General features: G+C 55.8%; 26 protein-coding genes and 2 tRNA genes. 12 read left to right on the top strand and 16 right to left on the bottom strand.

The window, feature by feature from the left end; genetic code table 11:
• Positions 1–7: 7 nt before the first annotated feature.
• Both Q0753_RS13260 and topA read right to left on the bottom strand, forming a co-directional pair.
• Complete coding sequence (locus Q0753_RS13260; RefSeq protein WP_204794860.1) at positions 8–172, bottom strand: hypothetical protein; 165 nt, start codon at positions 170–172, stop codon at positions 8–10.
• 144 nt (positions 173–316) lie between these two features.
• Entirely contained in the window at positions 317–2,947 is a 2,631-nt protein-coding gene (topA, locus tag Q0753_RS13255) for a type I DNA topoisomerase (protein ID WP_298721918.1), read from the bottom strand.
• Positions 2,948–3,283: 336 nt separating this feature from the next.
• On the opposite strand from topA, the gene astB reads away from it, so the two are divergent.
• Positions 3,284–4,621, top strand: a complete 1,338-nt coding sequence (astB, locus tag Q0753_RS13250; protein WP_298721916.1) for an N-succinylarginine dihydrolase — start codon at positions 3,284–3,286, stop codon at positions 4,619–4,621.
• Between the two features lie 106 nt (positions 4,622–4,727).
• On the opposite strand, the gene sohB is transcribed toward astB, so the two are convergent.
• Positions 4,728–5,750: a protease SohB gene (gene sohB, locus Q0753_RS13245; protein WP_298721913.1), complete on the bottom strand. Its 1,023-nt coding sequence runs from the start codon at positions 5,748–5,750 to the stop codon at positions 4,728–4,730.
• A 188-nt stretch (positions 5,751–5,938) separates the two neighbouring features.
• On the opposite strand from sohB, the gene Q0753_RS13240 reads away from it, so the two are divergent.
• The 3 genes from Q0753_RS13240 to Q0753_RS13230 all read left to right on the top strand — a co-directional run bounded on the left by Q0753_RS13240 (position 5,939) and on the right by Q0753_RS13230 (position 8,950).
• On the top strand, positions 5,939–6,706 hold the full coding sequence (locus tag Q0753_RS13240) for a YciK family oxidoreductase (protein ID WP_298721910.1): 768 nt from the start codon (positions 5,939–5,941) through the stop codon (positions 6,704–6,706).
• Between the two features lie 102 nt (positions 6,707–6,808).
• A complete protein-coding gene (locus Q0753_RS13235) occupies positions 6,809–7,753 on the top strand; it encodes a LysR family transcriptional regulator (RefSeq protein ID WP_298721907.1) in 945 nt (314 codons plus the stop codon).
• 60 nt (positions 7,754–7,813) lie between these two features.
• Positions 7,814–8,950 carry a MalY/PatB family protein gene (locus tag Q0753_RS13230; protein ID WP_298721904.1) on the top strand — a complete coding sequence of 379 codons (1,137 nt, stop codon included), beginning with the start codon at positions 7,814–7,816 and terminating at the stop codon, positions 8,948–8,950.
• Positions 8,951–9,073: 123 nt separating this feature from the next.
• On the opposite strand, the gene Q0753_RS13225 is transcribed toward Q0753_RS13230, so the two are convergent.
• Together Q0753_RS13225 and Q0753_RS13220 are read right to left on the bottom strand one after the other, a co-directional pair.
• A tRNA-Ser gene (locus tag Q0753_RS13225) sits at positions 9,074–9,164 on the bottom strand.
• A gap of 51 nt (positions 9,165–9,215) precedes the next feature.
• A complete protein-coding gene (locus tag Q0753_RS13220; RefSeq protein WP_298721899.1) occupies positions 9,216–9,425 on the bottom strand; it encodes a hypothetical protein in 210 nt (69 codons plus the stop codon).
• A 125-nt stretch (positions 9,426–9,550) separates the two neighbouring features.
• Between Q0753_RS13220 and Q0753_RS13215 the strand changes: the two genes are divergently transcribed.
• Positions 9,551–10,105: an HPP family protein gene (locus Q0753_RS13215; protein ID WP_298721896.1), complete on the top strand. Its 555-nt coding sequence runs from the start codon at positions 9,551–9,553 to the stop codon at positions 10,103–10,105.
• Positions 10,106–10,190: 85 nt separating this feature from the next.
• Here the strand turns inward: Q0753_RS13215 and Q0753_RS13210 are convergent, their stop codons facing one another.
• From Q0753_RS13210 to seqA, 4 genes are all read right to left on the bottom strand, one after another.
• On the bottom strand, positions 10,191–11,054 hold the full coding sequence (locus Q0753_RS13210; RefSeq protein WP_298721894.1) for a hypothetical protein: 864 nt from the start codon (positions 11,052–11,054) through the stop codon (positions 10,191–10,193).
• Positions 11,055–11,254: 200 nt separating this feature from the next.
• Complete coding sequence (astE, locus tag Q0753_RS13205) at positions 11,255–12,280, bottom strand: succinylglutamate desuccinylase (protein ID WP_298721892.1); 1,026 nt, start codon at positions 12,278–12,280, stop codon at positions 11,255–11,257.
• Positions 12,281–12,584: 304 nt separating this feature from the next.
• The gene (gene pgm / locus Q0753_RS13200) at positions 12,585–14,228 is read right to left on the bottom strand and encodes a phosphoglucomutase (alpha-D-glucose-1,6-bisphosphate-dependent) (protein ID WP_298721889.1); all 1,644 of its coding nucleotides are present in this window, start codon (positions 14,226–14,228) and stop codon (positions 12,585–12,587) included.
• A 22-nt stretch (positions 14,229–14,250) separates the two neighbouring features.
• Positions 14,251–14,757 (bottom strand): replication initiation negative regulator SeqA, encoded by a 507-nt coding sequence (gene seqA / locus Q0753_RS13195; RefSeq protein ID WP_298722061.1) that lies wholly within the window; start codon positions 14,755–14,757, stop codon positions 14,251–14,253.
• 133 nt (positions 14,758–14,890) lie between these two features.
• Between seqA and Q0753_RS13190 the strand changes: the two genes are divergently transcribed.
• The 5 genes from Q0753_RS13190 to Q0753_RS13170 all read left to right on the top strand — a co-directional run bounded on the left by Q0753_RS13190 (position 14,891) and on the right by Q0753_RS13170 (position 17,810).
• Entirely contained in the window at positions 14,891–15,658 is a 768-nt protein-coding gene (locus Q0753_RS13190; RefSeq protein WP_298721886.1) for an alpha/beta fold hydrolase, read from the top strand.
• A gap of 56 nt (positions 15,659–15,714) precedes the next feature.
• On the top strand, positions 15,715–15,936 hold the full coding sequence (locus Q0753_RS13185; RefSeq protein WP_298721883.1) for a DUF2788 domain-containing protein: 222 nt from the start codon (positions 15,715–15,717) through the stop codon (positions 15,934–15,936).
• Between the two features lie 3 nt (positions 15,937–15,939).
• Positions 15,940–16,224 carry a LexA regulated protein gene (gene ybfE, locus Q0753_RS13180; protein WP_298721880.1) on the top strand — a complete coding sequence of 95 codons (285 nt, stop codon included), beginning with the start codon at positions 15,940–15,942 and terminating at the stop codon, positions 16,222–16,224.
• A gap of 46 nt (positions 16,225–16,270) precedes the next feature.
• Positions 16,271–16,798, top strand: a complete 528-nt coding sequence (fldA, locus tag Q0753_RS13175) for a flavodoxin FldA (protein WP_298721876.1) — start codon at positions 16,271–16,273, stop codon at positions 16,796–16,798.
• 106 nt (positions 16,799–16,904) lie between these two features.
• Positions 16,905–17,810 (top strand): L,D-transpeptidase family protein, encoded by a 906-nt coding sequence (locus Q0753_RS13170; protein WP_298721874.1) that lies wholly within the window; start codon positions 16,905–16,907, stop codon positions 17,808–17,810.
• A 66-nt stretch (positions 17,811–17,876) separates the two neighbouring features.
• On the opposite strand, the gene Q0753_RS13165 is transcribed toward Q0753_RS13170, so the two are convergent.
• The gene (locus Q0753_RS13165) at positions 17,877–18,119 is read right to left on the bottom strand and encodes an LPP leucine zipper domain-containing protein (protein WP_104485520.1); all 243 of its coding nucleotides are present in this window, start codon (positions 18,117–18,119) and stop codon (positions 17,877–17,879) included.
• 130 nt (positions 18,120–18,249) lie between these two features.
• Positions 18,250–18,717 (bottom strand): DUF4442 domain-containing protein, encoded by a 468-nt coding sequence (locus tag Q0753_RS13160; RefSeq protein ID WP_298721866.1) that lies wholly within the window; start codon positions 18,715–18,717, stop codon positions 18,250–18,252.
• A gap of 173 nt (positions 18,718–18,890) precedes the next feature.
• On the opposite strand from Q0753_RS13160, the gene fur reads away from it, so the two are divergent.
• On the top strand, positions 18,891–19,328 hold the full coding sequence (gene fur / locus Q0753_RS13155; protein WP_298721863.1) for a ferric iron uptake transcriptional regulator: 438 nt from the start codon (positions 18,891–18,893) through the stop codon (positions 19,326–19,328).
• Positions 19,329–19,396: 68 nt separating this feature from the next.
• On the opposite strand, the gene glnS is transcribed toward fur, so the two are convergent.
• The 5 genes from glnS to phbB form a co-directional block, all read right to left on the bottom strand.
• Positions 19,397–21,058 carry a glutamine--tRNA ligase gene (glnS, locus tag Q0753_RS13150; RefSeq protein ID WP_298721860.1) on the bottom strand — a complete coding sequence of 554 codons (1,662 nt, stop codon included), beginning with the start codon at positions 21,056–21,058 and terminating at the stop codon, positions 19,397–19,399.
• A 224-nt stretch (positions 21,059–21,282) separates the two neighbouring features.
• Positions 21,283–23,067, bottom strand: coding sequence for a class I poly(R)-hydroxyalkanoic acid synthase (gene phaC, locus Q0753_RS13145; RefSeq protein WP_298721857.1), 1,785 nt, complete (start codon positions 23,065–23,067; stop codon positions 21,283–21,285).
• Positions 23,068–23,179: 112 nt separating this feature from the next.
• Positions 23,180–23,515, bottom strand: a complete 336-nt coding sequence (locus Q0753_RS13140; RefSeq protein WP_298721854.1) for a phasin family protein — start codon at positions 23,513–23,515, stop codon at positions 23,180–23,182.
• Between the two features lie 39 nt (positions 23,516–23,554).
• Positions 23,555–24,766 carry an acetyl-CoA C-acetyltransferase gene (locus tag Q0753_RS13135; RefSeq protein WP_298721851.1) on the bottom strand — a complete coding sequence of 404 codons (1,212 nt, stop codon included), beginning with the start codon at positions 24,764–24,766 and terminating at the stop codon, positions 23,555–23,557.
• Between the two features lie 44 nt (positions 24,767–24,810).
• Positions 24,811–25,557 (bottom strand): acetoacetyl-CoA reductase, encoded by a 747-nt coding sequence (gene phbB / locus Q0753_RS13130; RefSeq protein WP_298721848.1) that lies wholly within the window; start codon positions 25,555–25,557, stop codon positions 24,811–24,813.
• 986 nt (positions 25,558–26,543) lie between these two features.
• Between phbB and Q0753_RS13125 the strand changes: the two genes are divergently transcribed.
• Positions 26,544–26,619 (top strand) — tRNA-Asn (locus Q0753_RS13125).
• Positions 26,620–26,714 lie beyond the last annotated feature (95 nt).

Below are 26,714 nucleotides of genomic sequence, written 5' to 3'. Positions count from 1 at the left end.
AATAAACTCAGTTTCTTTCTTCCTGCAGCTCACTGACATGAACCTGAAAGGGAATCGTCTCGTCTTCGCGCTGCAACAGCACCAGCTGATTGTTGATGTCGACTTCCAGCACATAACCGGAACCGTCCGAGGTGTGACAGATCATTCCCGGTCTGATGTCATGAATATCCATATTCAGTCTCCGTTAGCAGGCATGCCTGCATTGAATTTAACGTCCCTGTTTCATCACGGTTCACTCAGTCGTTATAGGGTAATAATCCGCCCCCATCAGGGCCGCCCTTGTCTGCCGGCCCGGTTCGCGGTGATGGCTTAACGCTTATTTCTTGCCTTTCTGGCTCTGCTGCCATTTACCGTCAACATAGTGTGCCGTCCAACCGGTCGCTTTCTTATTGACCTCGGTCATCACATATTGTTCCTTGTTTTTACGGCTGAAGCGCACCACCGCCTTGTTACCTTCCGGATCCTGCGTCGGCGCCTCGGCCAGATACAGGAACTTGGGGGGCAGTCTGTCCTTGAACTGCACCAGCTCTTCCACCAGTGGCGCCCGGGTTTCCCGCGATTTGGGAAAGTTACTGGCCGCCATGAAGATGCCCGCCGCACCGTCTCGCAGTACGAAATAGGCGTCGGACTGGGTACAGGGCAACTCGGGCAGGTGCACCGGATCTTCCTTGGGCGGCGCCACCTCGCCATTCTTGAGGATCTTGCGGGTGTTCTTGCATTCCTCGTTGGTGCAGGCCATGTACTTGCCGAAGCGGCCGGTTTTCAGCTGCATCTCGGCACCGCAACGATCACAGTCGATCACCGGCCCTTCATAGCCCTTCAGCTTGAACTGACCTTCTTCCAGTTCGTAACCGTCACAGTCCGGGTTCTGGCCGCACACGTGCAGTTTTCGCTTGTCATCGATCAGATAGGCGTCCATGGCGGTGCCGCACTTGCCACAACGATGTTTGGCACGCAGGGCATCGGTCTCCGCCTCTTCGTCGTTGGCCAGCACAAACTCGTCACCCGGAATCAGGTTAATGGTCTGCTTGCAACGCTCCTTGGGCGGCAGGGCATAGCCGGAGCAGCCCAGAAACACCCCGGTACTGGCGGTTCGAATGCCCATCTTGCGGCCACAGGTGGGGCAGTCGATGTCGGTCAGCACCATTTCATTGGCACGCATACCGCCCTCTTCCGCCGGCTGCTCCGCCTTGCCCAGATCTTCGCTGAATTCGGCGTAAAAGGCGTCCAGCACCTGAGTCCAGTTTAGACTGCCGCCGGCGATTTCATCCAGCTTGCTTTCCATCTGGGCGGTAAAGTCGTAATTCATCAGCTCGGCAAAGCTTTCCTGCAACCGATCGGCCACGATCTCACCCATTTTTTCCGCATAGAAGCGTCGGCTTTCGACCTTGACGTAACCCCGATCCTGAATGGTGGAAATGATGGATGCATAGGTGGAAGGTCGGCCGATGCCGCGTTTTTCCAGTTCGCGCACCAGCGCCGCTTCGGTGAAACGCGCCGGTGGCTTGGTAAAGTGCTGCTTGGGATCGAGCTGTTCGAGGGTCAGTACCTCGCCCGCCTGCACCGCCGGCAAGACAGTGTCTTCGCCTTTGCGGCCCTGAGCGGCGGCCTGTACCTTGGTCCAGCCGGCAAAGCGCAGAATGCGACCGCGGGCCTTGAGATCGTAGTCACCGGCACGCACGGTAATGGTGCTGCTGTCGTACAGCGCCGGCACCATCTGACAGGCCACAAACTGGCGCCAGATAAGATCGTACAATCGCTTGGCATCCGCTTCCATGCCATCGAGCTTGTCGGCGGACAGGGCTACATCGGAGGGACGAATCGCCTCGTGCGCTTCCTGGGCATTGGCCTTGGCGCTGTATACATTGGGATTTTCAGGCAGATAACCCGGGCCGTACTGCTCCTGAATATAGTCACGTACACCGGCCACCGCTTCCTGACTCAGGTTGGTGGAGTCGGTTCGCATATAGGTGATGTAACCCGCTTCATACAGACGCTGGGCCAGCATCATGGTGCGTTTTACGCCAAAACTCAGCCGGGTACTGGCCGCCTGCTGCAGGGTTGAGGTGATAAAGGGCGCCGGCGGCTTGCTCTGGGTGGGCTTGTCGTCACGCGACACCACCTCGAAGCGACTCGCCTTGAGCGCATCCACCGCCGCCATGGTCTGGGCTTCGTTGACCGGGCGGAATTCCTTGCCCTGATACTTGGCCACCGCCATCGACAGCGCCAGCTTTTCCTTGTTGCTCAGATCGGCCTGAATATCCCAGTATTCTTCCGGTACGAACGCCTTGATTTCACGTTCTTTTTCTACCAGCAGACGTACTGCCACCGATTGTACTCGACCGGCAGACAGGCCGCGGGCCACTTTTTTCCACAACAGGGGCGAGACCATATAGCCCACGACCCGGTCCAGAAAGCGGCGCGCCTGCTGGGCATTCACCCGGTTCTGGTTAAGATCGGACGGACGGCTGAACGCATCCTGAATGGCCGTTTTGGTGATTTCGTTGAAGACCACCCGCTTGAAGCGCTCATCGTCACCGCCGATCAGCTCTTTAAGGTGCCAGGCAATCGCCTCCCCTTCGCGGTCCAAATCCGTTGCGAGATAGATGGTGTCGGCTTTCTCGGCCAGCGCCTGCAATTCGGTGACCACCTTCTCTTTACCGGGCAGTACCTGATAATTCGCCTGCCAGCCGTTATTGGGATCGACGCCCATACGGGCGATCAGCGCCTTTTGCTCTTTCTGCTGCTTGAGCCGGGCTTTTTCTTCGGGGCTGAGCTGCTTGGTGTCGGCTTTTTTACCTCCGGTTTTTTTGGCGGCAGAGGAGCCGGCGGTGGGCAAATCCCGCACATGACCGACACTGGATTTGACGATGAAGTCTTTACCCAGATATTTGTTGATGGTTTTTGCCTTGGCGGGCGATTCCACGATAACGAGGGATTTGCTCATAAAGCGCGTATAGGTCCTTAAGGTCTGGCCCCCAACTCAGGGGTACGGCGGCAAGGTAATGACGGCTGTATAAGTGAAAAAGCCGCAAAAAGCAAACTTACCAGGCCAGGGCCGAAAAAAAGTTGAGTGAATTTATATTTACTTATTAACACCTTCATACCTGCAGGAATCAACCGCTTTTTTGCTTAAGTTGCCTGTTCGACCGCTTTTTATGCATTGTTATGATTAAAGCATAATCTGTTGTTAAATTCGGGTTACATCTCCTTGAAAAATCCACATATAATGGCGCAACTCAGAATTATCTCGGCTATTTTAACCATTTAAAAGGACAATATAATGGTACAGTTTGAAGCTAACTTCGACGGTCTGGTTGGCCCTACCCATAACTACGCCGGCCTTTCTTACGGCAATGTAGCCTCTCAAAGCAATGCGCAGGATGCCTCCAGTCCCAAACAGGCCGCCAAGCAGGGCCTGCAGAAAATGAAAGCGCTAAGCGATCTGGGTCTGGTACAGGGGGTACTGGCCCCCCAGGAGCGCCCCGATATTCAAACCCTGCGCCGACTGGGTTTTACCGGCAGCGACGCCCAGGTGCTGGAAAAAGCCTTTCGCGAAGATCCGGTGCTGCTGGCCGCCTGTTGTTCCGCGTCCAGCATGTGGACTGCCAACGCCGCCACCGTTTCACCCGGCGCCGATACGCTGGATGGCCGTATTCACTTTACCCCGGCCAACCTGACCAACAAGTTTCATCGCTCCATCGAACACGAAGTGACCGGCCGAATTCTGGGCCGGGTTTTTGCCGACGATCGTTATTTTTGCCACCACGCCGCCCTGCCCGCCAACGAGTATTTCGGTGACGAGGGCGCCGCCAACCACACCCGCCTGTGTGCCGACTACGGCCAGGCCGGCGTCGAGCTGTTCGTGTATGGCCGCAGCGCCTTCGATCAAAGCCGGCCGGCGCCGCGCCGCTATCCGGCTCGCCAGACCCTGGAAGCCTCTCGTGCCGTGGCCCGCCTGCACGGTCTGAATGACGACACCGCCATTTTCATTGCCCAGAATCCGGAGGTGATCGATCAGGGCGTATTCCATAACGACGTGATTGCGGTCGGCAACCAGAATGTGCTGTTTTACCATCAGCAGGCCTTTCTCGACACCCATGCCGCACTGGACGATATCCGCCGCAAGCTGCCCGAAACCGAGCTGCACTTCATCGAAGTCCCCACCGCCGAGGTGCCGGTACTTGACGCGGTGAAAAGCTACCTGTTCAATACCCAGATAGTGACGCTGCGCCCCGGCCACATGGCGATTATCGCGCCGTCGGAATGCGCCGACACCCCCAGCGTCAAGGCCTATCTGGACAAGCTGCTGACCCTGAACACCCCCATTCGGGAAGTCCACTTCATGGACGTGAAGCAAAGCATGCGTAACGGCGGTGGTCCGGCCTGCCTGCGACTGCGGGTGGCGATGACCGCCGCCGAGCATGCGGCCACCAACCCCGCCTGCCTGATGAACGAGGCGCTGTTCGGCCGACTGAATCAATGGGTAGACCGCCATTACCGCGACAGCCTGAGCCTGAACGATCTGCGTGATCCGGCGCTGTTGCTGGAGTCTCGTTCGGCCCTGGACGAGCTGACCCAGATACTGCAGCTGGGCTCCGTCTACCCCTTCCAGCGGTAGTTAAAAACCAGGGATTGGGGATTGGGGAAGACCGGCAAACCTGATCCCAACTCCCCATTCCCTATTCCCCAGTCCCTATTCCCTATCCCCTATTCCCCGAACTTGATCAGCCGAAGGGGCGTTGTCCCGCTTCCACGAGCTTCATCAAGCCCCGGCTGACGCCCGCTTCCACCGCCTTGCCCAGCTTATCCTTGATCGTCTGTTTCGGTTGGTAGTGCAGCCGGATCACCCGCTTGTCGGCACTCGCTGCCAACAGGTAATCGCTGCTGGTCATCAGCTCGTCCACCAGCCCCAGTTCCCGGGCATCGGTCGCCAGCCAGTGCTCACCGGTCGCCACCTCGTCCAGCGCCAAAGCCGGCCGATTCTCGGCGATAAAGTCCTTGAACCGACGGTGAATCACCTCCAGCTCTTCGCGGAACTTGGCGCGACCTTCGTCGTCGTTCTCGCCAAACAGGGTCAGGGTGCGTTTGTATTGGCCGGCGGTATGCAGCTCGACGTCGATGTCTTTGCTCTTGAGGAATTTATTGAAGTTGGGCAACTGTGCCACCACCCCGATGGAGCCGACGATGGCGAAGGGCGCGGCGATAATACGCTCGGCCACACAGGCCATCATGTAACCGCCACTGGCGGCTACCTTGTCGACCGCCACCGTAAGATGCAGTCCCTTGGCCTTGAGTCGCGCCAGCTCGGCGGCCCCGAGGCCGTAGCCATGCACCACGCCACCGCCGGACTCCAGGTTCAGCAGCACCTCGTCCCCTTCGCGAGCCAACTGCAGCAGACCGGTGATTTCCCGGCTGAGGCCGCTCACTTCATGGGCATCCATGCTGCCCTTGAAGTCGAGCACATAGAGTCGTTTACCCGTCTCTTCGGCTTTTTTCTCGTCTTTGGCCTGCTGTTTGAATTGCTGCTTGAGCGCCTTGCGCTCGTTGTCGTTGGCCGCCGAGGCCAGTTGCAGCCGTTGCTGCTGGCGACGCAACCCGGCGCCGAGATCCTCGACCTCCAGCCGATCCTCTCCCCGCTTTTGGCGCATGGCGGTCCCGGCGACCAAGGCCACCACGGCGCCGATGGCCAGCACCCAGGTCACACTCTTGGCCATGAACAGGCCATATTCGTATAAAAATTCCAGCATAAGATTTCCTTGAGACCCAAATCGATCCCCATTGTAAAAGCCCTCGCGGCGAACACCAACGGGCTTTTTGCCGCCGGTGCTTTTCATTTACCCTTTTCCTGCCAACTTTTGATCTCAGAGGCTGGTATCCGTGGCCAGAGTCTGGTTTGATCCGACTACTTTGATTTTTGCTGAGAGAACACAGGCACATGCTCGATTATCATGCATCCCCCGACTTACTCAACGACAAGGTGATTCTGGTCACCGGTGCCGGCAGCGGCATTGGCCGCGAGGCGGCGCTGAGCTATGGTGCTCATGGTGCCACCGTCATTCTGCTGGGCAAAACCGTGAAAAAACTGGAAGCGGTCTACGATGAACTGCTGGCCCAGGGCAGCCCCGAGCCGGCGATTATTCCGCTGGATTTGCAGGGCGCGACCAAACAGCATTACCTGGACATGGCCGAAACCATCAAACAGCAATTCGGCCGCCTGGACGGCGTGCTGTTCAACGCCGGCCAACTGGGCGCACTTGGCCCCTTCGAGATGATCGGAGAAGACGAGTGGGACAGCGTGATGCAGGTTAACCTCAAGTCCCAGTTTCTGATGACTCAGGCGCTGTTGCCGCTACTCAAGGCCACCCCCGGCGCCGCCATCGTTTATACCAGCTCCGGCGTGGGTAAACGGGGCCGGGCCTACTGGGGCAGCTATGCGGTATCCAAATTCGCCACCGAAGGCATGATGGAAGTACTGGCGGACGAGCTCGACAACACCGGCGTGCGCGTCAACTGCATCAACCCGGGCGCCACCCGTACCGAGATGCGGGCTCGGGCCTACCCCGGCGAAGACGCGTCGACCCTGCGTACGCCCAAGGATCTCATGCCGCTGTACCTGTATCTGATGGGTAATGACAGCCGGGAGGTCAACGGCCAGTCACTGGATGCCCAGGCCGACAAAGTCCGCCCCCGCGCCGACCAATAAGCTGACAGGCCGCCGGACTTCGTCTAAAACTAAGCGTACGGGTTTATTAACTCCGGGGTCATAACAGCTTGACCCCATTGCCAAAAGGATGAGGCACCACTCATGTATCGTCCCAAGAGCACGGTAGAACAATGGCGAATTTTTCAGGCGGTCGTCGACTGCGGCGGCTATGCCCAGGCGGCGGAACAGCTCTGTAAAAGCCAGTCGTCGCTCAACCACGCCGTGGCCAAGCTGCAGCAGGGGCTGGGTGTCCCCCTGCTGGAAGTTCGAGGCCGCAAGGCGTATCTGACGCCGGAAGGAGAGGTGTTCCTGCGCCGCTCACGCAAACTGACTCAGGGCATAGAAGAACTGGAGCTGCTCGCCGGGGTACTGGCCAGCGGCTGGGAGCCCATTCTGCGCGTAGTGGTAGAAGCATCCCTCCCCCGTCAGCCCTTGTATCAGGCGTTGGCAGACTTTTCCCCTCGCTCGCGCGGTTGCCGTATTCACCTGGTCGAAGCCCAGCCTTCGGGCTGCCAGGCGGTGGTGAACAAACAGGCCGCCGACCTGGTGTTTGCCTGTCGCGCCTTTAGTGGGGTGACCAGCCTGCCCTTGGCTACCACCGTTTACATCCCGGTCTGCGCCCCCGAACATCCACTGGCTCGATTCGATGAGGTCACCGCCCATGAGCTTGATTCCGAGCTGGAACTGATTCTGGCCGATGGCAGCGAGCAGGAAGAAGGCTGGGAACGGGCGGAACAGCGCTGGATTATCAACCACCTGCACGACACCCTGTCGCTGCTGCGCCGTGGGGTCGGCTTTGCCTGGTTGCCATTGGAAGTGGTGGCGCCGATGATCGACAGCGGTCTGCTGCAACGCCTGCCCATGGCGAATCAGGCACTGCGCAAGCGTTTTACCCATTTGATACTGCCCCGCCCCATGCCACCGGGTCCGGCCGCCAGCCTGCTGCTGAGCCTGATCCGCCATCATTACGGCGATCATGAAACCACCCCTATCGGTGAAAACACGGCAAGCTCGAACTATCGTGAAGGAACGCTACCGGCACCTTGATCTTGCCAGGCCGAAGCGGCTTCCTTATGCTGATGGCCTCGCATTTGACAAGGAACCCCGATGTTTGATTTTGATCAGTGGATAGACCGCCGCCCTACCCGTGCCCTGAAGTGGCTGAAATACGAAGGCACCGATATTTTGCCGATGTGGGTGGCGGACACCGAATTCAAGGCGCCGCCCGCCGTGATCGAGGCATTGAGTGAGCGAGTGGAACACGGCATTTTCGGCTACAGTCGGCCCAGCCCGCAGCTGACCGAACTGATCATACAACGCATGGCCGACCGTTACGGCTGGCAAATCGAAGCCGACTGGCTGGTGTATATGCCCGGTGTTGTTCCTGCTCTTAACCTGGCCTGCCAGACTTTCAGCGAACCCGGCAGTGCCGTGCTCACCCCCAAACCGATTTATTACCCGTTTCTGCATGCGCCGGGCTTTCATGGCCGCAAGGCCGCCTATGTGGAGATGGTCGAAAAAGACGGTCGCTGGCTGCTGGATCTGGAGCAGTTGGAAGAGCAAGCCAAGGAAAGCGAACTGCTGCTGTTCTGCAATCCGCACAATCCGGGTGGCACTATTTACACCCGTGAAGAGTTGCTGGCCATCAACGACATTGCCAAGCGTCATAACCTGATTGTCTGCTCGGACGAGATTCACTGCGACCTGCTGCTGGATGAAGGCAAGCCTCATATCCCCTACGCCGCCCTGGACGACGATGCCGCCAGCCGCAGTGTGATCCTGATGGCACCCAGCAAGACCTTCAACATCGCCGGCCTGTGCTGCTCTTTTGCCATCGTGCCCAACCCCGAGCTGCGTACCCGCTTTACCCGCGCCGCTCGTGGCATCATGGCCGACGTCAACCTGCTCGGCTTTGTGGCAGCCGAAGCCGCCTATCGGGACGGTGACGACTGGCTCGATGCCCAGATAACCTATCTGCGCCAGAACCGGGACTTGTTGGTTGAACGCCTGAACCAGGTGCCCGGCATCAAGGTACTGGCGCCGGAAGCCACCTATCTGGCCTGGGTTGATATCAGTGCGCTGAAACTGGACGATGCCATCGGCTTTTTCGAACAGGCCGGCGTGGGTCTGTCACCCGGCGGCCAGTTCGGCGGCAGCGATTTTGTCCGGCTCAACTTCGGTTGCTCCCGCGCCATGCTGGACGAGGCCCTGCATCGCATGATTGCCGCCATCAACAATCGCTGAGTACTCTCTCGTCGGGCCGGTAACGCCGGTCCGACATATTGACCGTCACTTATACCCCTTCCGAGGATTGCACAACGAAAAACGCCGCCTGGCATAAGCCAGGCGGCGTTTTATTTTGCTATATGGCGGAGGAGCAGGGATTTGAACCCTGGATGGGCTATAAACCCATGCCGGTTTTCAAGACCGGTGCATTCAACCACTCTGCCACCCCTCCGAACGAGATGAATCATACTGAACCCGATTACCGCTGTAAACAGCTTGCGATTCAACTGCTGTCTAAATCATCATTTTGCGTGTTTTTTGGTGATAAATCGGCCTGCCGTCGCTGTTGCTCGGCAAAATAGTGATGCAGAAATTCTTCGTCAACCGGAGACAGGTCGAAATGCCGGCTTGCCTCGGCAATCGTCTCTTGATCCCGTTGAGATTGCTCCATCAACCAGGACAGCGCCTTGCGTAATGACTCATGCTCGTTCATATCGCCTCCTGCACTAAGTTATAACGTTAGCGTAGCAGCCGTGCCTTTTATTTTTTATGCATTTTGAATACAATTTATCCGTTAACCTACTCTCGCACGCTATCCCGTTTTTTCATCGAGGTTTTATGCACTTTAAACACCGACTGCGCGACGCCACCCTCGCCGGCCTGGCGGCCTTTGTCGCGGTGATTCTACTGAGCTATCTCAAAAGCTGGGCCCATTTGATGGTGCTGAGCGCCCCGCTGGGTGCCACCCTGGTACTGCTGCTGCTGCTACCCTCCGCCCCGCTGTCTCGCCCCAAAAACGTCATTCTGGGCCACCTGCTGACCAGCGGTATCGCCGTGCTCGGCATGGCGCTGATACCCGACCCCATGCTGGGGCTGGCCACCAGCTTTGGTCTCGGCATTACCCTGATGGTCTTAACCGACACCCTGCACCCGCCGGCGGGCGCCAACCCGATTCTTATTTATCTGTCCGGCGCTCATCTGCCTCCGATGGACTTTATGGTGCCCACCCTGCTCGGCAGCCTGTTCATGGTCGGTTTCGCCAGCCTGTATCACTATATCTTTACCCATCGCCGCTATCCCTTCGGTCCCAAGGTGCCCAAGGCCGCCGAGCCGGCGACAGCCGCGCCATCGACACCGACCACCGCCGAAAATCGGGCTAACGAGTCCTCATGACTCGAGGGTAAAAACACAGCAAAAAAAAAGAGCGCCGAGGCGCTCTTTTTTACAAGGACAGATAACACAGAGGCTGGGAACAGGCTTAGAAGTGCCATTCCATCTGGAAAGTCGGCGCACGAGTGTCGACACCATCCTTGCCGTGGTTACCAAACTTGTTATCCCAGTATTCGTAGCCGACACCGGCCCACAGGGTGTTGCTCTTGTCGAACGCCAGTTGACCCACATCCACCATCAGCGAGGTACGTACCAGCACTTCGGGTTTGGTTTCATTAAAGTTGTAATCCTCACCCTTTGCGCCATTGTAGTTACCGAAGCCCTGGAACTTCATCGGTACCGGACCGGCGTTAAACGGTACACCCCAGGCCAGGTTAATCACATAATAGGGATCAAAACTGATATCGCTCTGTTGGCAGAAGGGAGCCCCGCAGTGGTTTCGCTCGTAAGCGTAAAAAGCTGTCAGATCAGCAAAACCTTTGGGCAAATCAAACTTCAGAGTCGGACCCACCAGCAGCAATTGCTTACGCGGTGCAAATTGGGTGTTCTTGGTATTGAGATCGAAGCCGGCACTCAGGGCCACTTCCTTCACCGGACCGAAGCTCAGATCCTTGTCCAGCACCTTGCCCAGATGCAGCTGGTGACGGTAGGTCAGATAGGCTTCCAATGCGCCGTCACCTTCGCCACGAGCACTACCATTGGCTGGATCCATATCGTCAGACTGCAGCAGATCCAGGTTGAAGAAGTTCTGGCCGTAGGCATAACCGCTGGCGTGGGTCAGCTGCAGAATGTGTTTTTCCACATCCTTGGGATTGCTTGGTTCGGTGAAGTTAGAGCCATAACGATAACCGATGTAGGTGTCGGACCAGGTGGCGGCGCTTACCTGAGGAGCGGCAGAAACGGCCAGAGCCAGGGCGGAGACGGTAAAGATGCGCTTGCTGAGTTGCTTCATATTCGTGATTCCCTCACATTCTTGAAGTATGACGTCCTGATTTTTATTCATTTAAACGGCGTCAGTGGTATGTATTCGGCTTTATTCTAGACACAAAAATAATTACACAGACCGACACCGTAAATCTACATTTTGTTCACAAAAATAAACAAAAAATCATACTACTGTGATCCAATTCATTGTATACAGTGCTTTCGGGGTCATACCAGCATGTCGGCCGTCAGCGTGGTCGCTGCCACCATCAGCGCGGCGCGCTGCCCCTCGGTGACCCCGGCATTGGGAAACACCACCGCCTCTTCCGGCTCGCGGGCAAACCACTGTTGCTCGCCATCTTCGGCCAGCCGGGTTCCGGCGGGAAAGGCGCTGAAGTTGGCCACCCCATCGGAAAAATGAAAACAGAATTGTTCACTCTGCTTGATAATCTCCTGACATACCCTGAATACACGAATCTGGTCAAGGTCAAACGCAGGCGGCTGCCAGTCGGGATCACCTATCAGTTGTTCCAGATTTTGCTCCATGGCGGCAAAACGGCGGGCGTCGTTCTGACCAAAGGGCATCACCTTGCCCAGCTCCACGGTAAAGGCATGGGCGCCGAAGCCATGGGCGCTGAAGTAGCTGAAGGTGGTGGTCGGGCCATGGGCCAGCAGTATGGTATCGACCCCGGCGCTGCTCAAAAAAGCCAGCTGCCGGCGACTATAGGGTGCACCGTGCGTGAAGGGATAGATGGCGAACTTTTCGTATGCCGAGGGCCGAATGGCGGTATGCAGATCGTAATGCAGTCGCTCGGCACCCTCCCGGGCCCGAAAGAAACGGCTAACATACTGCTCCAGCCGGGCCGCCCGTGTGCGCTCGTGATTGCGTCGCTCGCCCCGGGCATGGGCGCCGGAAAACAATCGATTGAGGTTTTCTTCCACTTCACGCACGCCCAGATTCATCGCCGCCGGGTTACCGAAAATAAACAGCAGTCGTTGCCGACAGGTTAAACGGCCACTCAATATGGCATTCAGCAGCCGTTCGCACAGCTCGATAGGCGCGGTTTCATTGCCGTGTATGCCGCAAGACAGCACCAGATCCCGATTGCCCGGCATGGCCGGCTCAATGCACAAGACCCCGGTATCCCATACCTGAACCTGACCACCGTCGGGCAAGGACTCGCTGAAGGGAGCAAGCTCCCAGGGATGCGCCCTGCTGAGCGCTAAAAAATCATCGAGCCGGCTTCCGTTCACATTTACCTCCAATAATACCGATAAAATCAAAATATCCGAGGGTGATAAGACACGATTGCAGTACTAAAGTCTAGCGATGACGCAGTCTATATGCGAGCAACGTGGAAGCGAATGAGGCCGTTAGCGGCTCCGGATGAGTTAACTGGCATAAATCATGATAATTCATGCGGTTATCAGTCATCTGACCGTATGATTATGCAGCGTGCACGAATGCTGGTGAATCTGAAAAATAAATAAAGAAAACAGCGGGGGAGTAGAACATCGAGGTGAGTCAAAGGGGCAGCATGGCTGCCCCTGCTTTCGGTTAAACGCCGGCCTTGGCGAAGGTGGCGCCAACCAGCTGTTGTGCTTCCCGGATCAGCGTCTCGAGGTGGGTATCACCCCGAAAACTTTCCGCATAAATCTTGTAGACCTGCTCGGTGCCGCTGGGGCGCGCCGCAAACCAGCCCTGCTCGGTCACCACCTTGAGTCCGCCAATCGCGGCCCCGTTCCCCGGCGCCCGGGTCAAGCGCGCGATAATGGGGTCTCCGGCCAGGGTATCGGCATCAATAGCCTCGGCATCCAGTTGCGCCAGCACCTGTTTCTGGGCCGGGGTGGCGGGCGCATCGACACGGCGATACACCGGCTGGCCCAGCTCGGCCGTCAGCTGCGCATAATACCGGTGCGGTGTCAGCCCGGTGACGGCGAGTATTTCCGCCGCCAGCAGAGAAGGAATAAAGCCGTCTTTATCGGTACTCCATACTTCGCCGTTCATCCGTAAAAAAGACGCCCCGGCGCTTTCTTCCCCGACAAAGCCCAGTTGACCGTCCATCAGCTCCTTGACGTACCACTTGAATCCGACCGGTACCTCCATCAAGCGGCGTCCCAATTTGTCTGCCACCCGATCGATCATGGAAGAGGACACCAGGGTCTTGCCGACCGCCAGGTCTGCCGACCAGTCGGCTCTGTGGGTGAACAAATAATGAATACACACGGCCAGATAATGATTGGGGTTCATCAGGCCGTCGGCGTCGACGATGCCATGACGATCGTAATCGGGATCATTGCCACAGGCGATATCGAAGTCATTCTTCATCGCCAGCAGGTTGGCCATGGAGTAAGGACTGGAGCAGTCCATGCGGATCTTGCCGTCATGATCCAGCGTCATGAAGGAAAAGGTCGGCTCCTGACAGGGATTCACTACCGTGATATCCAGACCATAGCGTTCGGCGATAGGAGCCCAATAGGCCAGGCCGGCCCCGCCCAGGGGATCGATACCGATGCGAATGCCGGCGTCACGAATGGCGGCCATGTTGACAACTTCGCCCAGCTCCGCAACATAATGATTGATGTAATCGAAGGGCACCGCCTGAGTCAATGCCGTTGTCAGAGGCTGGGTAAGAATACCGTTATCATCGGCGGCAATCAGCGCGTTGGCTCTGTCCTGAATCCAGCCGGTGGCTTCGCTTGACGCTGGCCCACCGTCGGCACCATTGTATTTGATGCCCCCATCGCGAGGAGGATTATGCGAAGGCGTGATCACGATGCCGTCCGCCAGCGTATCGGGATGGGCTTTGTTGTGATTAAGAATGGCATGAGATATTACCGGCGTCGGCGTATAGCCTCGCTCCGGCTGAATTCTGACCTCTATCCCATTGGCCGTCAGTACTTCAAGTGCCGATCCCCAGGCCGCTTCCGACAACGCATGGGTGTCCATGCCCAGAAACAGTGGACCGGTCAGTCCCTGTTGCCGGCGATATTCGGCGATGGCCTGGCAGATGGCATGAATATGCCGCTCGTTAAAGCCGATATCCAGGGCGCAGCCCCGATGTCCGGAGGTGCCGAACGCCACCTTTTGCCCAACCTTGGTCACGTCGGGCCGTAGCTGGTAATACGCTGCCATCAGCCGCGGCACATTCACCAGATCGGCGGCATTGGCCGGCATTCCGGCTCTCGGGTCTGTACTCATCAAATACGTCCTTAATAATTTATCAGATGCTTTGACACACCCGTTCGATCAACCCGTGCGGATAGCCCATGGCCGCCATCAGCTGCGCCACGATATTGCGCTTTCGACCGGTATTGGTGTTGGTAATCACCCAGTAAGGGCTGCCTTCAATCGCTTTCGGCTTGGTGGTATTACCGCAGGCAAGCAGCGCCGCTTCGTCGTCGGCAAAATAAATGCGCTTGCGGCCCTTGATGTCGCTGGCCTGCGAGAAGGCCGACGGATTTTCGCGGTACAGCACCGACAGAATATGCATGAAACGATCGATAGCGGATTCCTGTTCCGCCAGCTCGCCTCCCTCAAGCATCTGTACCACCCCACGCCCCGGCTGGGCTGCGGGTGTCGGCGGCGTAGCCGGTAACGGCTCATCGGTCGCCGCTATCGGTTCCAGTTTCAGCAGGCGCCGTAGAATATCCGAGGCACTTTCACCGATATGCCGGGTGTTGCTGGCAATATAACGATAAAGATCTTCATCTACCTCTATGGTTTTCATCATGTTTTCTGGCATGTCCACTCCCAATGACGGAGCCTGATTATACATGGAGCGGACCACAGGCCCAAGCAGGTTGCACCGCCCGCATTGGCAGGCAACAATATTGCCCTCGATTCCTCGTCTGGAAATACACATGCAACTGAATTTTCGCCGCCAGGGGCAAGGTCGACCGGTGATCGTCATCCACGGTCTGTTCGGCAGCCTGGATAACCTGAACGGACTCAGCAAGTCACTGTCCGAGCATTTCGACGTGATCGCCGTGGATGTCCGCAATCACGGTTTGTCACCGCGTAGCGAGCACATGAATTATCGCGACATGGCCGAAGACATTCTGCACCTGAGCGAGCAACTGCAACTCGAGCGTCCCATTCTCGTCGGGCATTCCATGGGTGGCAAAATTGCCATGATGGCCGCCGGGCTGGCCCCGGACACCATTGGCGGACTGGTGGTGGCCGACATGGCGCCGGTGACCTATACCCAGGCCCGCCATGACGAGGTATTCAAGGGGTTGCAGGCCGTGACCGAGGCCGGTTGCCGTGACCGAAAAACCGCCGACGAGGTGTTGAGCCGGCATGTGCAGATCGCCGGGGTTCGTCAGTTTTTGTTGAAATCCTTTGTCCCGAACAGCACCGCCCCCTGGCGCTTCAACGTGCCGGTGTTGTTCAGCCATTATCGCAATATCATGGACTGGCCCGGGGTCGAGCAGCCTTATTCGGGGCCGGTGCTGTTTATCAAGGGCAGCGAGTCCGACTATCTGCTACCCGAACACCAGTCACAGGTCGTGCAGCAGTTCCCCCGGGCCCGGGCCAAGGTGATCCCGGGGGCCGGCCACTGGCTGCATGCGGAAAAGCCCCAGCTGTTCAATCGCCTGGTGCTGGATTTCCTGGCCGAGGCCAGTTAACAGGCTCAAATCCTTTATGATATAGTGGCGCTCAATTTACAGGGTCGGACAACAAGATGTCATTGGAACAAATCGAGCTACTGGAAACCCTCGGTCTCAAGCTGTTTTTCGTGGCGATATTTCTGTTGATCGGACTGGCTATTCAGGATGTACTCAAACGAGGCAATGTGCCCAAATTTGGCCGTTACATCGTCTGGGCAGTGCTGTTTCTGGGCTGTGCCGGCTTTGTGGCCAAGGGCATTATCGAGGCCGTCTGGGAAGGAGGCGGTGTCGGTTAATTCATGGCCAAGCAAGATACTGACAGAACCACGCTGGATTTGTTCGCCGACGAACGCCGGCGCGGCAGGCCCAAGACCAATCCCCTGCCCCGGGAAGCCCAACTCAAACTCAACAAGCGCAATCAGCTCAAGCGTGATCGCGAACGTGGTCTTCGTCGCATAGAGCTGAAAGTAGACGAACAATTGTTGAGTAGATTGAACTTACTGGCCGCCGAGCAGCAGCTCAGCCGGGCCGAATTGATCCAGGCTTTGCTGTTGCAACAACTTGAGCAGCAGGATGGCAATTAGGCCGGGCGGCCTGACCACCCACATTTTCGACAGGTACAGCATTATTATGGCAAGTGTAGGTCTGTTTTTTGGAAGTGACACCGGCAACACCGAAGCCGTGGCCAAGATGATCCAGAAAGAGCTGGGCAAGCATCTGATAGAGGTGCATGACATTGCCAAGAGCACCAAAGAGGACATCGCCGGTTTCGACTTGCTGCTACTGGGTATCCCTACCTGGTACTACGGCGAATCTCAGGCTGACTGGGACGACTTTTTCCCCGAGCTGGAGAACATCGACTTCAACGACAAGCTGGTCGCACTGTTCGGCTGTGGCGATCAGGAAGACTACGCCGAATACTTCCTCGATGCCATGGGCACCCTGCGTGAAATCATAGAACCCAAGGGTGCCATTATTGTGGGTCACTGGCCGACCGAAGGCTACGACTTTGAAGCCTCACGCGCCCTGGTAGATGATGCTCATTTCATCGGTCTGGGGATCGATGAGGATCGTCAACCCGAGCTGACGCAAAGCCGGGTTAAAGACTGGTGTAAACAGGTATATGAAGAAATGTGCTTAAAAGAGCTGGAAGCGTAAGCCGCGCTTTAAGGTCTACTAAGGGACGCGATGGGCGCGTCCCTTTTTTGTGCCCATGATACGATGATGGTCATTCAATCACTCCAACATTCCCACGAGAACACAGATGAAAAGATTAGGTGTTTTACTGTTGATACTCTTGCTGCCCGCGGCACTGGCCCGGGCCAACATCAACCCACTCCCCCTGCCGGAGGATCGAGGCCAACCGGTGGGGCAGATACTGCTGCACACCGCTCAGGACGGTGACACCCTGGCCAGCCTGGCACGCTATTACGGCGTCAGCCCGATATTGATGCTGGCGGCCAACCCGGATCAGGACCTGTTTTTGCTGAAACCGGGGCAACAGGTGGTGATTCCCAATCAACTGTTGCTACCCCGGGCGGAAACGACAGGTATCGTCATCAATCTCGCCGAGCTGAGACTGTACTATTACCCGGAGCAGGGTGGTGAAGTCTATGTGTTTCCCATCGGTATCGGCCGGGTCGGTCGGGCCACCCCCGAGATGATTACCCGTATCAGCCAGATGCGCAAGAATCCGACCTGGACGCCCACCGCCACCACCCGGCGCGAGTATGAGGCAAAAGGCCTGCCATTGCCGGCCGTGGTTCCTGCCGGACCCGATAATCCATTGGGTGAATATGCCATGCGTCTGGCTTATGGCCGTGGCGAGTACCTGATCCACGGTACCAATGACCCGCTGGATGTGGGTCTGCGTGCCAGCGCCGGCTGTATTCGCATGTACCCCGAGCATGTGGAATGGCTGTTTGCCCAGGTTGATAGCGGTACTCAGGTGCAAATCGTCAATCAGGCACTCAAGGTCAGTACCGATCAATACGGTCAGACCTTTGTTGAGGCCCACGAGCCCCTGACCCCCGAAGGCCTGGCAGATGAACGCCCCCTGGATATGACCCAGCTCGCGCCACTGCTGGAGCAGGGCGCCGACCGTCAACTGATTGAACAGGTCATCCAGAGCCAGCAAGGCATGCCGCAGCTGGTGGGGCAATTACCGTAAGCCCACCTCCGGATAGCAGACATAAAAAAGCCTGGCATGAGCCAGGCTTTTTTCCGTCGTACCAAATTACTTGGTGTAACGGCCCATCTGATCCAGACGAGAGTTGGCGCGGTCGGCAGAAGCGCGGGCTTCGGCAACGTCGGCAGCCAGACGATCGATCTTGGCAGAGTTCATTTGCTGGCCTTGCTGAACGGCTTGTACGTCCTGGGCCAGGCTGTCCATTTTGGTTTCCAGAGCATCAGTAGAGCTACAACCTGCCAGCAGCAGAGTACCTACAACACCACCAACCAACATCATTTTATTACGCATTACTTGCTCCTTGTTTGTATGGGAGTCAAAAGACCACTTAGGCAAGCTAAGTATGGACGAAGTTCCCTGCTTATCGCAAATTATTTTATAAATCATGACAGTAGGAAATTTTGCTTAACACCCTGATATATCATTTATTTGTTTGTTTTTTGCGCACGTAGAGCGTGCGCTCGACTTCGGCGACCAGATTTCCCTGCTCGTCCACGATGTTGATGCGAAAACGAGGAAAATATTTTTCTCCGCCCTCCGTCGCCCGCAGTATCTCATCCAGCCGCTCTCGACTCAAATGAATATCCGCATAAACTCGCCCCCTGCCCGGCTTGAGAAACGTCACGCTGCCGGCCCGGTCCCACACCAGATAATCCGGCCCCAACAACGCCATCAGCAACATCGAGTAGAGCGGATCCGTCATCGAAAACAGGCTGCCACCATACTGGGTACCATTGGCATTTTTATTCCACCAGCGCAGTACCAGCCCCACCCGGCAGTAGCTGTAATCATGACTGAGCTGTTCGATACGGATACCGGCTCCCCAAAAAGGCGGCCAGCAATTCAAGAGTGTCTTCAGTAACCGAGGGCGGGAAAATATCAGCTTCATTTATCTCATCAGACCAGTGTAACTGTACCTGATATTAACAAAGATAAGCAGCAATGGGCAGGCCTCTCGCCCGAGCTTGTGGATCTGTGACAAAGCCAGATTGCGGTTGCCTTTAGCGTCGGGAACAAGCACAATGAAAGCAATAACCAAACGAAATGCGAAACATTATTCTTATGGCTGACAACAATCAAGCGCTGAAGAAAGCAGGCCTCAAAGTCACGCTCCCCCGCGTCAAGATTCTTGAGTTGCTGCAGCAACCCGAAACCCAGCACGTTAGTGCGGAGGATCTTTACAAGCTACTGATTGATCAGGGTGAAGAGATTGGCCTGGCCACGGTTTATCGCGTGCTAAATCAGTTCGATGACGCCGGTATTGTCGCTCGCCACCATTTTGAAGGCGGAAAATCGGTATTTGAACTAGCCACTCAGGAACATCATGATCATCTGGTATGCCTCGACTGTGGCAAGGTCATCGAGTTCCACGACGAAACCATAGAGCAGCGCCAGCGTGATATTGCCGCCCAATATAATATCAAGCTGACCAATCATAGCCTGTATCTGTATGGGCACTGCCTGAACGATGAGTGCAGCCATAATGACGAACACCATTGATCGTCAACCATCAGCATTAAAAAAGCCGCAGTCGACTGCGGCTTTTTTTATGGCTTGAATAAGGGTATTCAGCCCTCTTCCTTGCCCCATGAATCGCGCAGTGCCACCGTCAGGTTGAACACCATGCCTTCTGCCTTGCTGTCCCGGCAGAAGTAGCCTTCACGCTCGAACTGAAACGCATGTTCAGGCTCGGCCTTGCACAATGACGGCTCAACCACGGCGCCGCTCAGCACCTGCAACGACCCCGGATTCAACGCCGCTTCAAACGACTCGGCGGCACCCGGGTTGGGCACATTGAATAACCGGTCATACAGACGCACCTCGGCCGGCACCCCGTGCCGGGCAGATACCCAGTGGATCACGCCCTTGACCTTGCGGCCATCGGCCGGGTCCTTGCCCAGGGTGTCGGGATCGTAGCTGCAGAAAATGGTGGTGATGTTGCCATCGGCATCTTTTTCTACCCGCTCGGCCTTGATCACATAGGCGTTGCGCAACCGTACTTCCTTGCCCAGTACCAGCCGCTTGTATTTCTTGTTGGCCTCTTCACGGAAGTCCGCTTCATCAATGAAGATGTCGCGGGTAAAAGGCAGCTCGCGCAGCCCCATTTCCGGCTTGTTGGGGTGATTGGGAGCATTCAGCGTTTCTTCGTGCTCCTCGGCCAGGTTCTCGATCACCAGCCGCACCGGACGCAAGACCGCCATGGCCCGTGGTGCATTCTCGTTCAGATCGTCCCGAATACAGGCTTCCAGCATGCCCATTTCTACGGTGTTGTCCTGCTTGGTAACACCGATCCGCAGGCAAAACTCGCGAATGGACGCCGGGGTATAACCGCGGCGACGCAAACCGGAGATGGTCGGCATACGCGGATCATCCCAGCCTTCCACATGTCCGTCGGTCACCAGCTGATTGAGCTTGCGCTTCGACATCACTGTGTATTCCAGGTTGAGTCGAGAGAACTCGTACTGCCGCGGATGACACTCGATACTGATGTTGTCCAGCACCCAGTCGTACAGGCGACGGTTATCCTGGAACTCCAGAGTACACAGCGAATGGCTGATGCCTTCGATGGCGTCCGAAATACAGTGGGTAAAGTCATACATGGGGTAGATGCACCACTTGTCACCGGTCTGGTGATGGTGGGCAAAACGCACCCGGTACAACACGGGATCACGCAGCACCATAAAAGGCGATGCCATGTCGATTTTAGCCCGCAGACAGGCGGTGCCTTCCGCAAAGTCACCGTTGCGCATGCGGGTAAACAGGCTCAGGTTTTCCTCAACCGACCGCTCCCGGTAAGGGCTGCTGCGGCCCGGTGAGGTCAGGGTACCGCGATACTCACGAATCTGCTCGGGGGTCAACTCGTCGACATAGGCCAGCCCTTTCTCGATCAACTCGACGGCATAGCCATACAGCTGGTCGAAATAGTTGGAGGAATAACGAATATCGCCACTCCAGTCAAAGCCTAACCACTGTACATCGCGCTGGATCGACTCGACGTATTCGACACTCTCTTTTTCCGGGTTGGTATCATCGAAGCGCAGATTACACTGGCCGTGATAGTCCTGTGCGATACCGAAATTCAGACAGATGGATTTGGCATGGCCAATATGCAGATATCCATTCGGCTCGGGTGGAAAGCGGGTCTGCACCGACTGATGTTTGCCGCTGGCTAAGTCTTCATCAATGATTTGACGAATAAAATTGCTGGGACGATGGTCCGCCTGACTCATTCATGCACCTCGAACGTGGGAATGACATAATCAAACGTCCATGATCCATGATCTCCGCCCGCTGCTCAATAGCCAGAGCGGGAATAACCGGTTTTGCCAACCAAAAAACCGGATGCTGGTGGAATGACCGCCAGTTGAATGTAAAAAGGGATGGGCTTGCGCCCATCCCTTCACTGCATTATTGAAGTAATGTTTCATCACACCGCTACAGGCGCGATATCCGCTTAGTCTTCAACCGGTAGCGTCTGCTGTACATAGCGGCCCGGGGCCGGCATCAGGCCCGGGCATTCCTCGGAGCCAACCGCACGAGCCGGCACCGACGAATCACCCAGATGGGGTGTGACCCATTGTTGCCAGTGGGTCCACCAGGAGCCTGCCTCGCGCCTGGCCGACGCCAGCCACTGCTCCGGCGTATCGAACGGCGCATCCGTCAGCCAATAGCCGTACTTGTTTTTACTCGGCGGATTGACTACCCCGGCCACATGGCCGGACTCTCCCAGTACCAGCGTGGTATCCCCGCCAAGCAAGCCTGAGCCCTTGAAGGTCGAGTCCCACAGGGCGATATGATCTTCCTTGGTCGACAGGAAGTAACTCGGCGTCTTGACCTTGCCCAGATCGATACCAAAGTTACCCACCTTGACCTCGCCCGGCTGGCTCAGACGATTATTGAGATACAGCTCGCGCAGTAAAAAGCGGGCACAGGCGGCGCTCAGGTTGGTGCTGTCGCTGTTCCAGTACAGGATATCGAAATCCGAAGGTTCTTGTCCCTTGAGATAATTATCGATGTAGTAGTTCCAGTACAGGCTGTTTTCCCGCAACAGACTGAAAGTGACCGCCATCTGCCGACCATCGAAGAAGCCCTGGGTCTCACTCATCTGTTCGATGGCGCTGATCACCGGATCGTTGATGAAGACCCCGACTTCACCGGGCTGGGTAAAGTCCAGCAAGGTGGTCAGAAAAGTGGCACTCTTCACGCGTGGCTTCATGCGGCGGGCCGCATACAGGGCCATGGTAGAGGCCAGCAAGGTACCACCGATACAATACCCAATGGCGTTGACTTCTTTCTCGGCGGTGATTTGCTCGATGACACGAATCGCTTCCATGGTGCCGGAATGGATCAGATCCGCAAAACCGATGCTGGCCTGTTCTTTGCCCGGGTTGCGCCAGGACATGATGAAGACGGTGTGTCCCTGATCACGTAGCCAGCCAACCAGCGAATTCTGTTCTTTCAGATCCAGAATATAAAACTTGTTGATAAACGGCGGGATAATTAGCAAAGGGGTCTGATGCACGGTATCGGTACTGGCACCGTACTGGATCAATTCGAAAATATCGTTTCTGAATACCACCTCACCTGGCGTGGTGGCCAGATCCTGTCCCAGAGTAAAGGCGCCCTGGCGAGTCATGCGGATTTTCAGCAGATCGGCACTGGCGGCCATGTCTTCCTGAAACAACTCTATGCCCTTGACCAGGTTGGCGCCTTTTTCTTCCAGGGTGCGCTGTAACAGCTCCGGATTACTCCAGATGAAGTTGGTTGGTGCAAGCGCATTGATGGTCTGACGAAAGGTAAAGCTCAGCCGCTGGCGAACCGGCTCCGGCACGCCTTCTACCACATCCAGCATCTCGGTCAGTGACTTGGCAAAGTGCAGGTAGGACTGGCGCATAAAATCGAAGTGAGGATCATCTTTCCAGGACTGATGCTTGAAGCGTCGATCTCCGGGCGGATCGGCCACCAGACTTTCGGTGCTGTTATCCATGCTTCTAATCATGCTGTTTTGACAGATAGCCAGCTGACCTTGCCACCATTGCATCTGCATATCGAGCAGCCGCATGGGATTGGTTGACACCGCCTGGTAAAAAACCTGTAAATCATCGGAATTGACCTGGGATAATGCCTGACTGACCGGATTATCACCCAGTTTGGCTTTTTGCATTTCTGACCACATGGTTTCATTCCAGTTAAAAAACTGACCGATGGGATCATTACCGCTAAACGTATTTTGTTGCATTGCCTTTCCCTGATAGAGATTGCACCTACCCAACAGCAACGACAACGGGAAGGAGCCGTCAAGCCCCTTCCCTGCAATATGTATCAGCTGAAGGGATAACCCTTAACAGACATTATTTTTTCTGTGCGTCTGCCGCCAGTGCTTCCAGACCCGATTTGAATTCCTGGGTCAGCTCGGCCAGCTTTTTGCCGTCTTCCATCATCTGCTGACTGATGCGAGTCATGGTTTCCAGCTGCTTGGAGCCGCTGCTCAACAGAGTCTGTACATCTTTGACCTGACTACCGGACTGAAGCTGAGCCAGACCAATATCGGCATACTGACGTGCAGCGTCAAGCTGCAAATTGGTCAGGGCGGTAAAGTTATTGGCGACCAGCTGATTGAATTTCAGCACAGGGCCAAAGGTCTTTTCGGTCTGCTCGTTCAAGTTCTGGAAAATATTCGTGTACATAGTGTGTTCCTTAATAAAAGAGGCCAGTAACGGCGTCCGTTAGACGCGCTTCAGCACCACGGCGGTACCCATACCACCACCGACACACAGTGATGCCAGACCAAGCTCGCTGTTGCTGCGCTGCAGTTCATAGAGCAAGGTCACCAGAATACGGTTTCCGGAGGCACCCAGCGGATGACCCAGGGCAATGGCTCCCCCATTGGGGTTGGTTTTTTCCAGCAGCGCCTGCTCGGCCACGTCATGCTGGCCAGACAGTTGTCTGACCACACCCAGCGCCTGACCGGCAAAAGCCTCGTTCAGCTCCAGGCGTTCCATTTGTGCCAAGGTAAGACCGGCACGCGTCAGTGCCTGCTCAATGGCCGGCACCGGGCCCAGGCCCATGATTTCGGGGTTAACGCCACCCTGACCATAGCTGACCACTTCCGCCAACGGCGTCAGACCATATTTCTCTACCGCCGCCTTGCTGGCCACAATAATGGCGCTGCCGCCATCGTTGATACCGGAAGCATTACCGGCAGTGACGGAGCCACCATCACGCTTGAACGCGGGCCGCAAACGCGCCAGGGTCTCGGTGGTGGTACCGGCCTTGGGATACTCGTCGGTATCGACAGTCACGGTTTCTTTGCGGCCTTTCACTTCTACCGGCACGATTTCGGCCTTGAAGTGACCCGCTTCAATGGCAGCAACCGCTTTCGCCTGGCTGGCAACGGCCAGCGCATCCTGCTCTTCGCGGCTGATATTTTCCTGCGCAACCACATTTTCGGCGGTGACGCCCATGTGGTATTTATTGAATACGTCGGTGAGACCGTCGTTAATCAGCAAATCACTCAGGGCCATGTCACCCATTTTGTGACCATTGCGCAGATCGCCTTTCGCCACGAAAGGAATTTGCGACATGTTTTCACAACCGGCGGCCACCACTACCTCGGCATCACCCGCCTTGATATGGGCGCAGGCGTCCATCAATGTCTTCATGCCACTGCCACACACCATGTTCAGGCTATAGGCAGGAACACCAACCGGAATACCGCCGGCAAGGGCGGCCTGGCGACCAATTCCCATGCCTTGGCCGGCACTGATCACGTTGCCGACGATGACTTCATTAACATGCTCGGCCGCCAGTCCGGCCTGGGCCAGCGCGCCTTTAATGGCAATACCGGCCAGCTCGGCCGCAGGAATCGTTTTCAGTGCACCACAGAAACTACCAATAGGTGTGCGTTTTGCCGCAACAATGTATACAGATTCAGACATAAATTAAATTCTCACTATAAATGACAAATTGTTGGGACTTACTGTTATTGCATGTAAAGGCCGCCGTTGACCGACAGCGTTTCACCCGTTACGTAACCACCGTGTTCACCGGCCAGATACAATACCGCACCGGCCACTTCTTCTGTGGTTGCCAGTCGTTTCATGGGAATAGTGGCTTTAATGGAGTCCAGTACGTCTTCACGAATAGCCGTAACCATCGGCGTGGCGGTATAACCGGGAGCGACCGCATTGACGCAAACGCCGAAACGGGCACCTTCTGCAGCCAGCGCCTTGGTAAAACCAATCATGCCCGCTTTGGCGGCAGAATAGTTTACCTGGCCATACTGGCCTTTCAGTCCGTTGACCGAAGAAATATTAATAATGCGACCGTTGCCCTGCTCGCACATCAAATTAAAGATGGGCTGTGTTACGCTGAACAGGCTATTAAGGTTGGTTTCCATCACCTGCTGCCACTGATCCCATGACATCTTCTTGAAGGTGGAATCACGGGTAATACCGGCGTTATTAACCAGTACATCCAGGCGTCCCAGATCACGGAGGGTTTCGGCCAGCACTTCGCTGACTGCCTTGTGGTCGCTGACATCGAGCGCCAGCAATTGAATATCGTTACCGTTCAGCTTTTCTTCCTGCAGCCATTGATTGGCCTGCTCTTCTTTACCCGGACGGTGTGTCGCCACCACTTTGAATCCATTATTCAAAAACAGGCGACACACTTCTGTACCAATTCCGCCAGCGGCGCCGGTAACCAGTACAATTTTCTTATCCGACATCAAAGCACTCCTTTGTTTCTCTGCTATTAAAGACCAGCATCATACTGGTACTTAAAAATCGAAGGCGCGGCGTTCATTCTAATTGAACAAATGCACTCTAAAAATAGACTTTATAGTCAAGTCTGCACCTTAATCACGCATCTACTATAAGCCTGTTTCTGTGACAAATAAATTAACTTGATACTATTTTTTATTGAATCGTCAAAAAAACTTAGATACTGAAAGTCGATGCAAAGCCGATATAAAAAACCACAAAGAACTAAAGGAAAGACAAAAAAGCTACTCAGACTTGGCGTCAAATTGCATCATTAGTATGTATATACCTTTATATCACCATGATATATACATGGCGAGAGCCACTGTTTCACGGATAACTAAAATAAATATTTCTCTTTCCTGCACCGTCTGAGACGTATCCATCGCTGGTGTTGTAACAGCAACATTGCCTGACATTAGAATAGTGCAATTACTCAAAATCTGTTTGCCGACTCGACCACGCAGATTATTGACTTGGGTTCGCCAATCAATCTCATTCTTCATTAGCAACCGACGCGGACGTGAAAACCGTTCTGTTGTGATAACCCGGCGTGGTGCTTTGGAACGTCCGGCTCATCACGACCATATCTGCACAGCAACTTGATGACCTGCTAAGTAACCCCGTATAACTTGTGTGGTTCTGTCGTCATTCCCGCACCTCTTTTCTCGTCATTCCCGCGAAGGCGGGAATCCATGACGTGTGGCGCAGAACCATCAGACTGCAGATCGCCTGCAAAGGCTCTGGCCTCCGCCTTCGCGAGGGTGACGATAAAGGCAGCTAGCCGCCAAATAACGCAAAAACCGCCTTTTATACGTTCAACGGTGCAGATTTAGCCCATTTTTGCGCACTCTTGCAGCAAACAAACTGATTTCACTGGCAAAGTGTTTTTGAGTGTTGACAGCTACCAGAGCAGCCTTTAACATGCGCCTCGCATTCAAGCAATGCCTCTTCCCCCTTAGTTCAGTTGGTAGAACGCCGGACTGTTAATCCGTATGTCGCTGGTTCGAGTCCAGCAGGGGGAGCCAATTTCAGGTTAAAGCGTTAAAAAGTTGTTCCCCCTTAGTTCAGTTGGTAGAACGCCGGACTGTTAATCCGTATGTCGCTGGTTCGAGTCCAGCAG

This window comes from uncultured Oceanisphaera sp. (assembly GCF_947495715.1).
GTDB classification, from domain to species: domain Bacteria; phylum Pseudomonadota; class Gammaproteobacteria; order Enterobacterales; family Aeromonadaceae; genus Oceanimonas; species Oceanimonas sediminis.
This window is presented reverse-complemented; position numbering and strand designations above follow the sequence as displayed.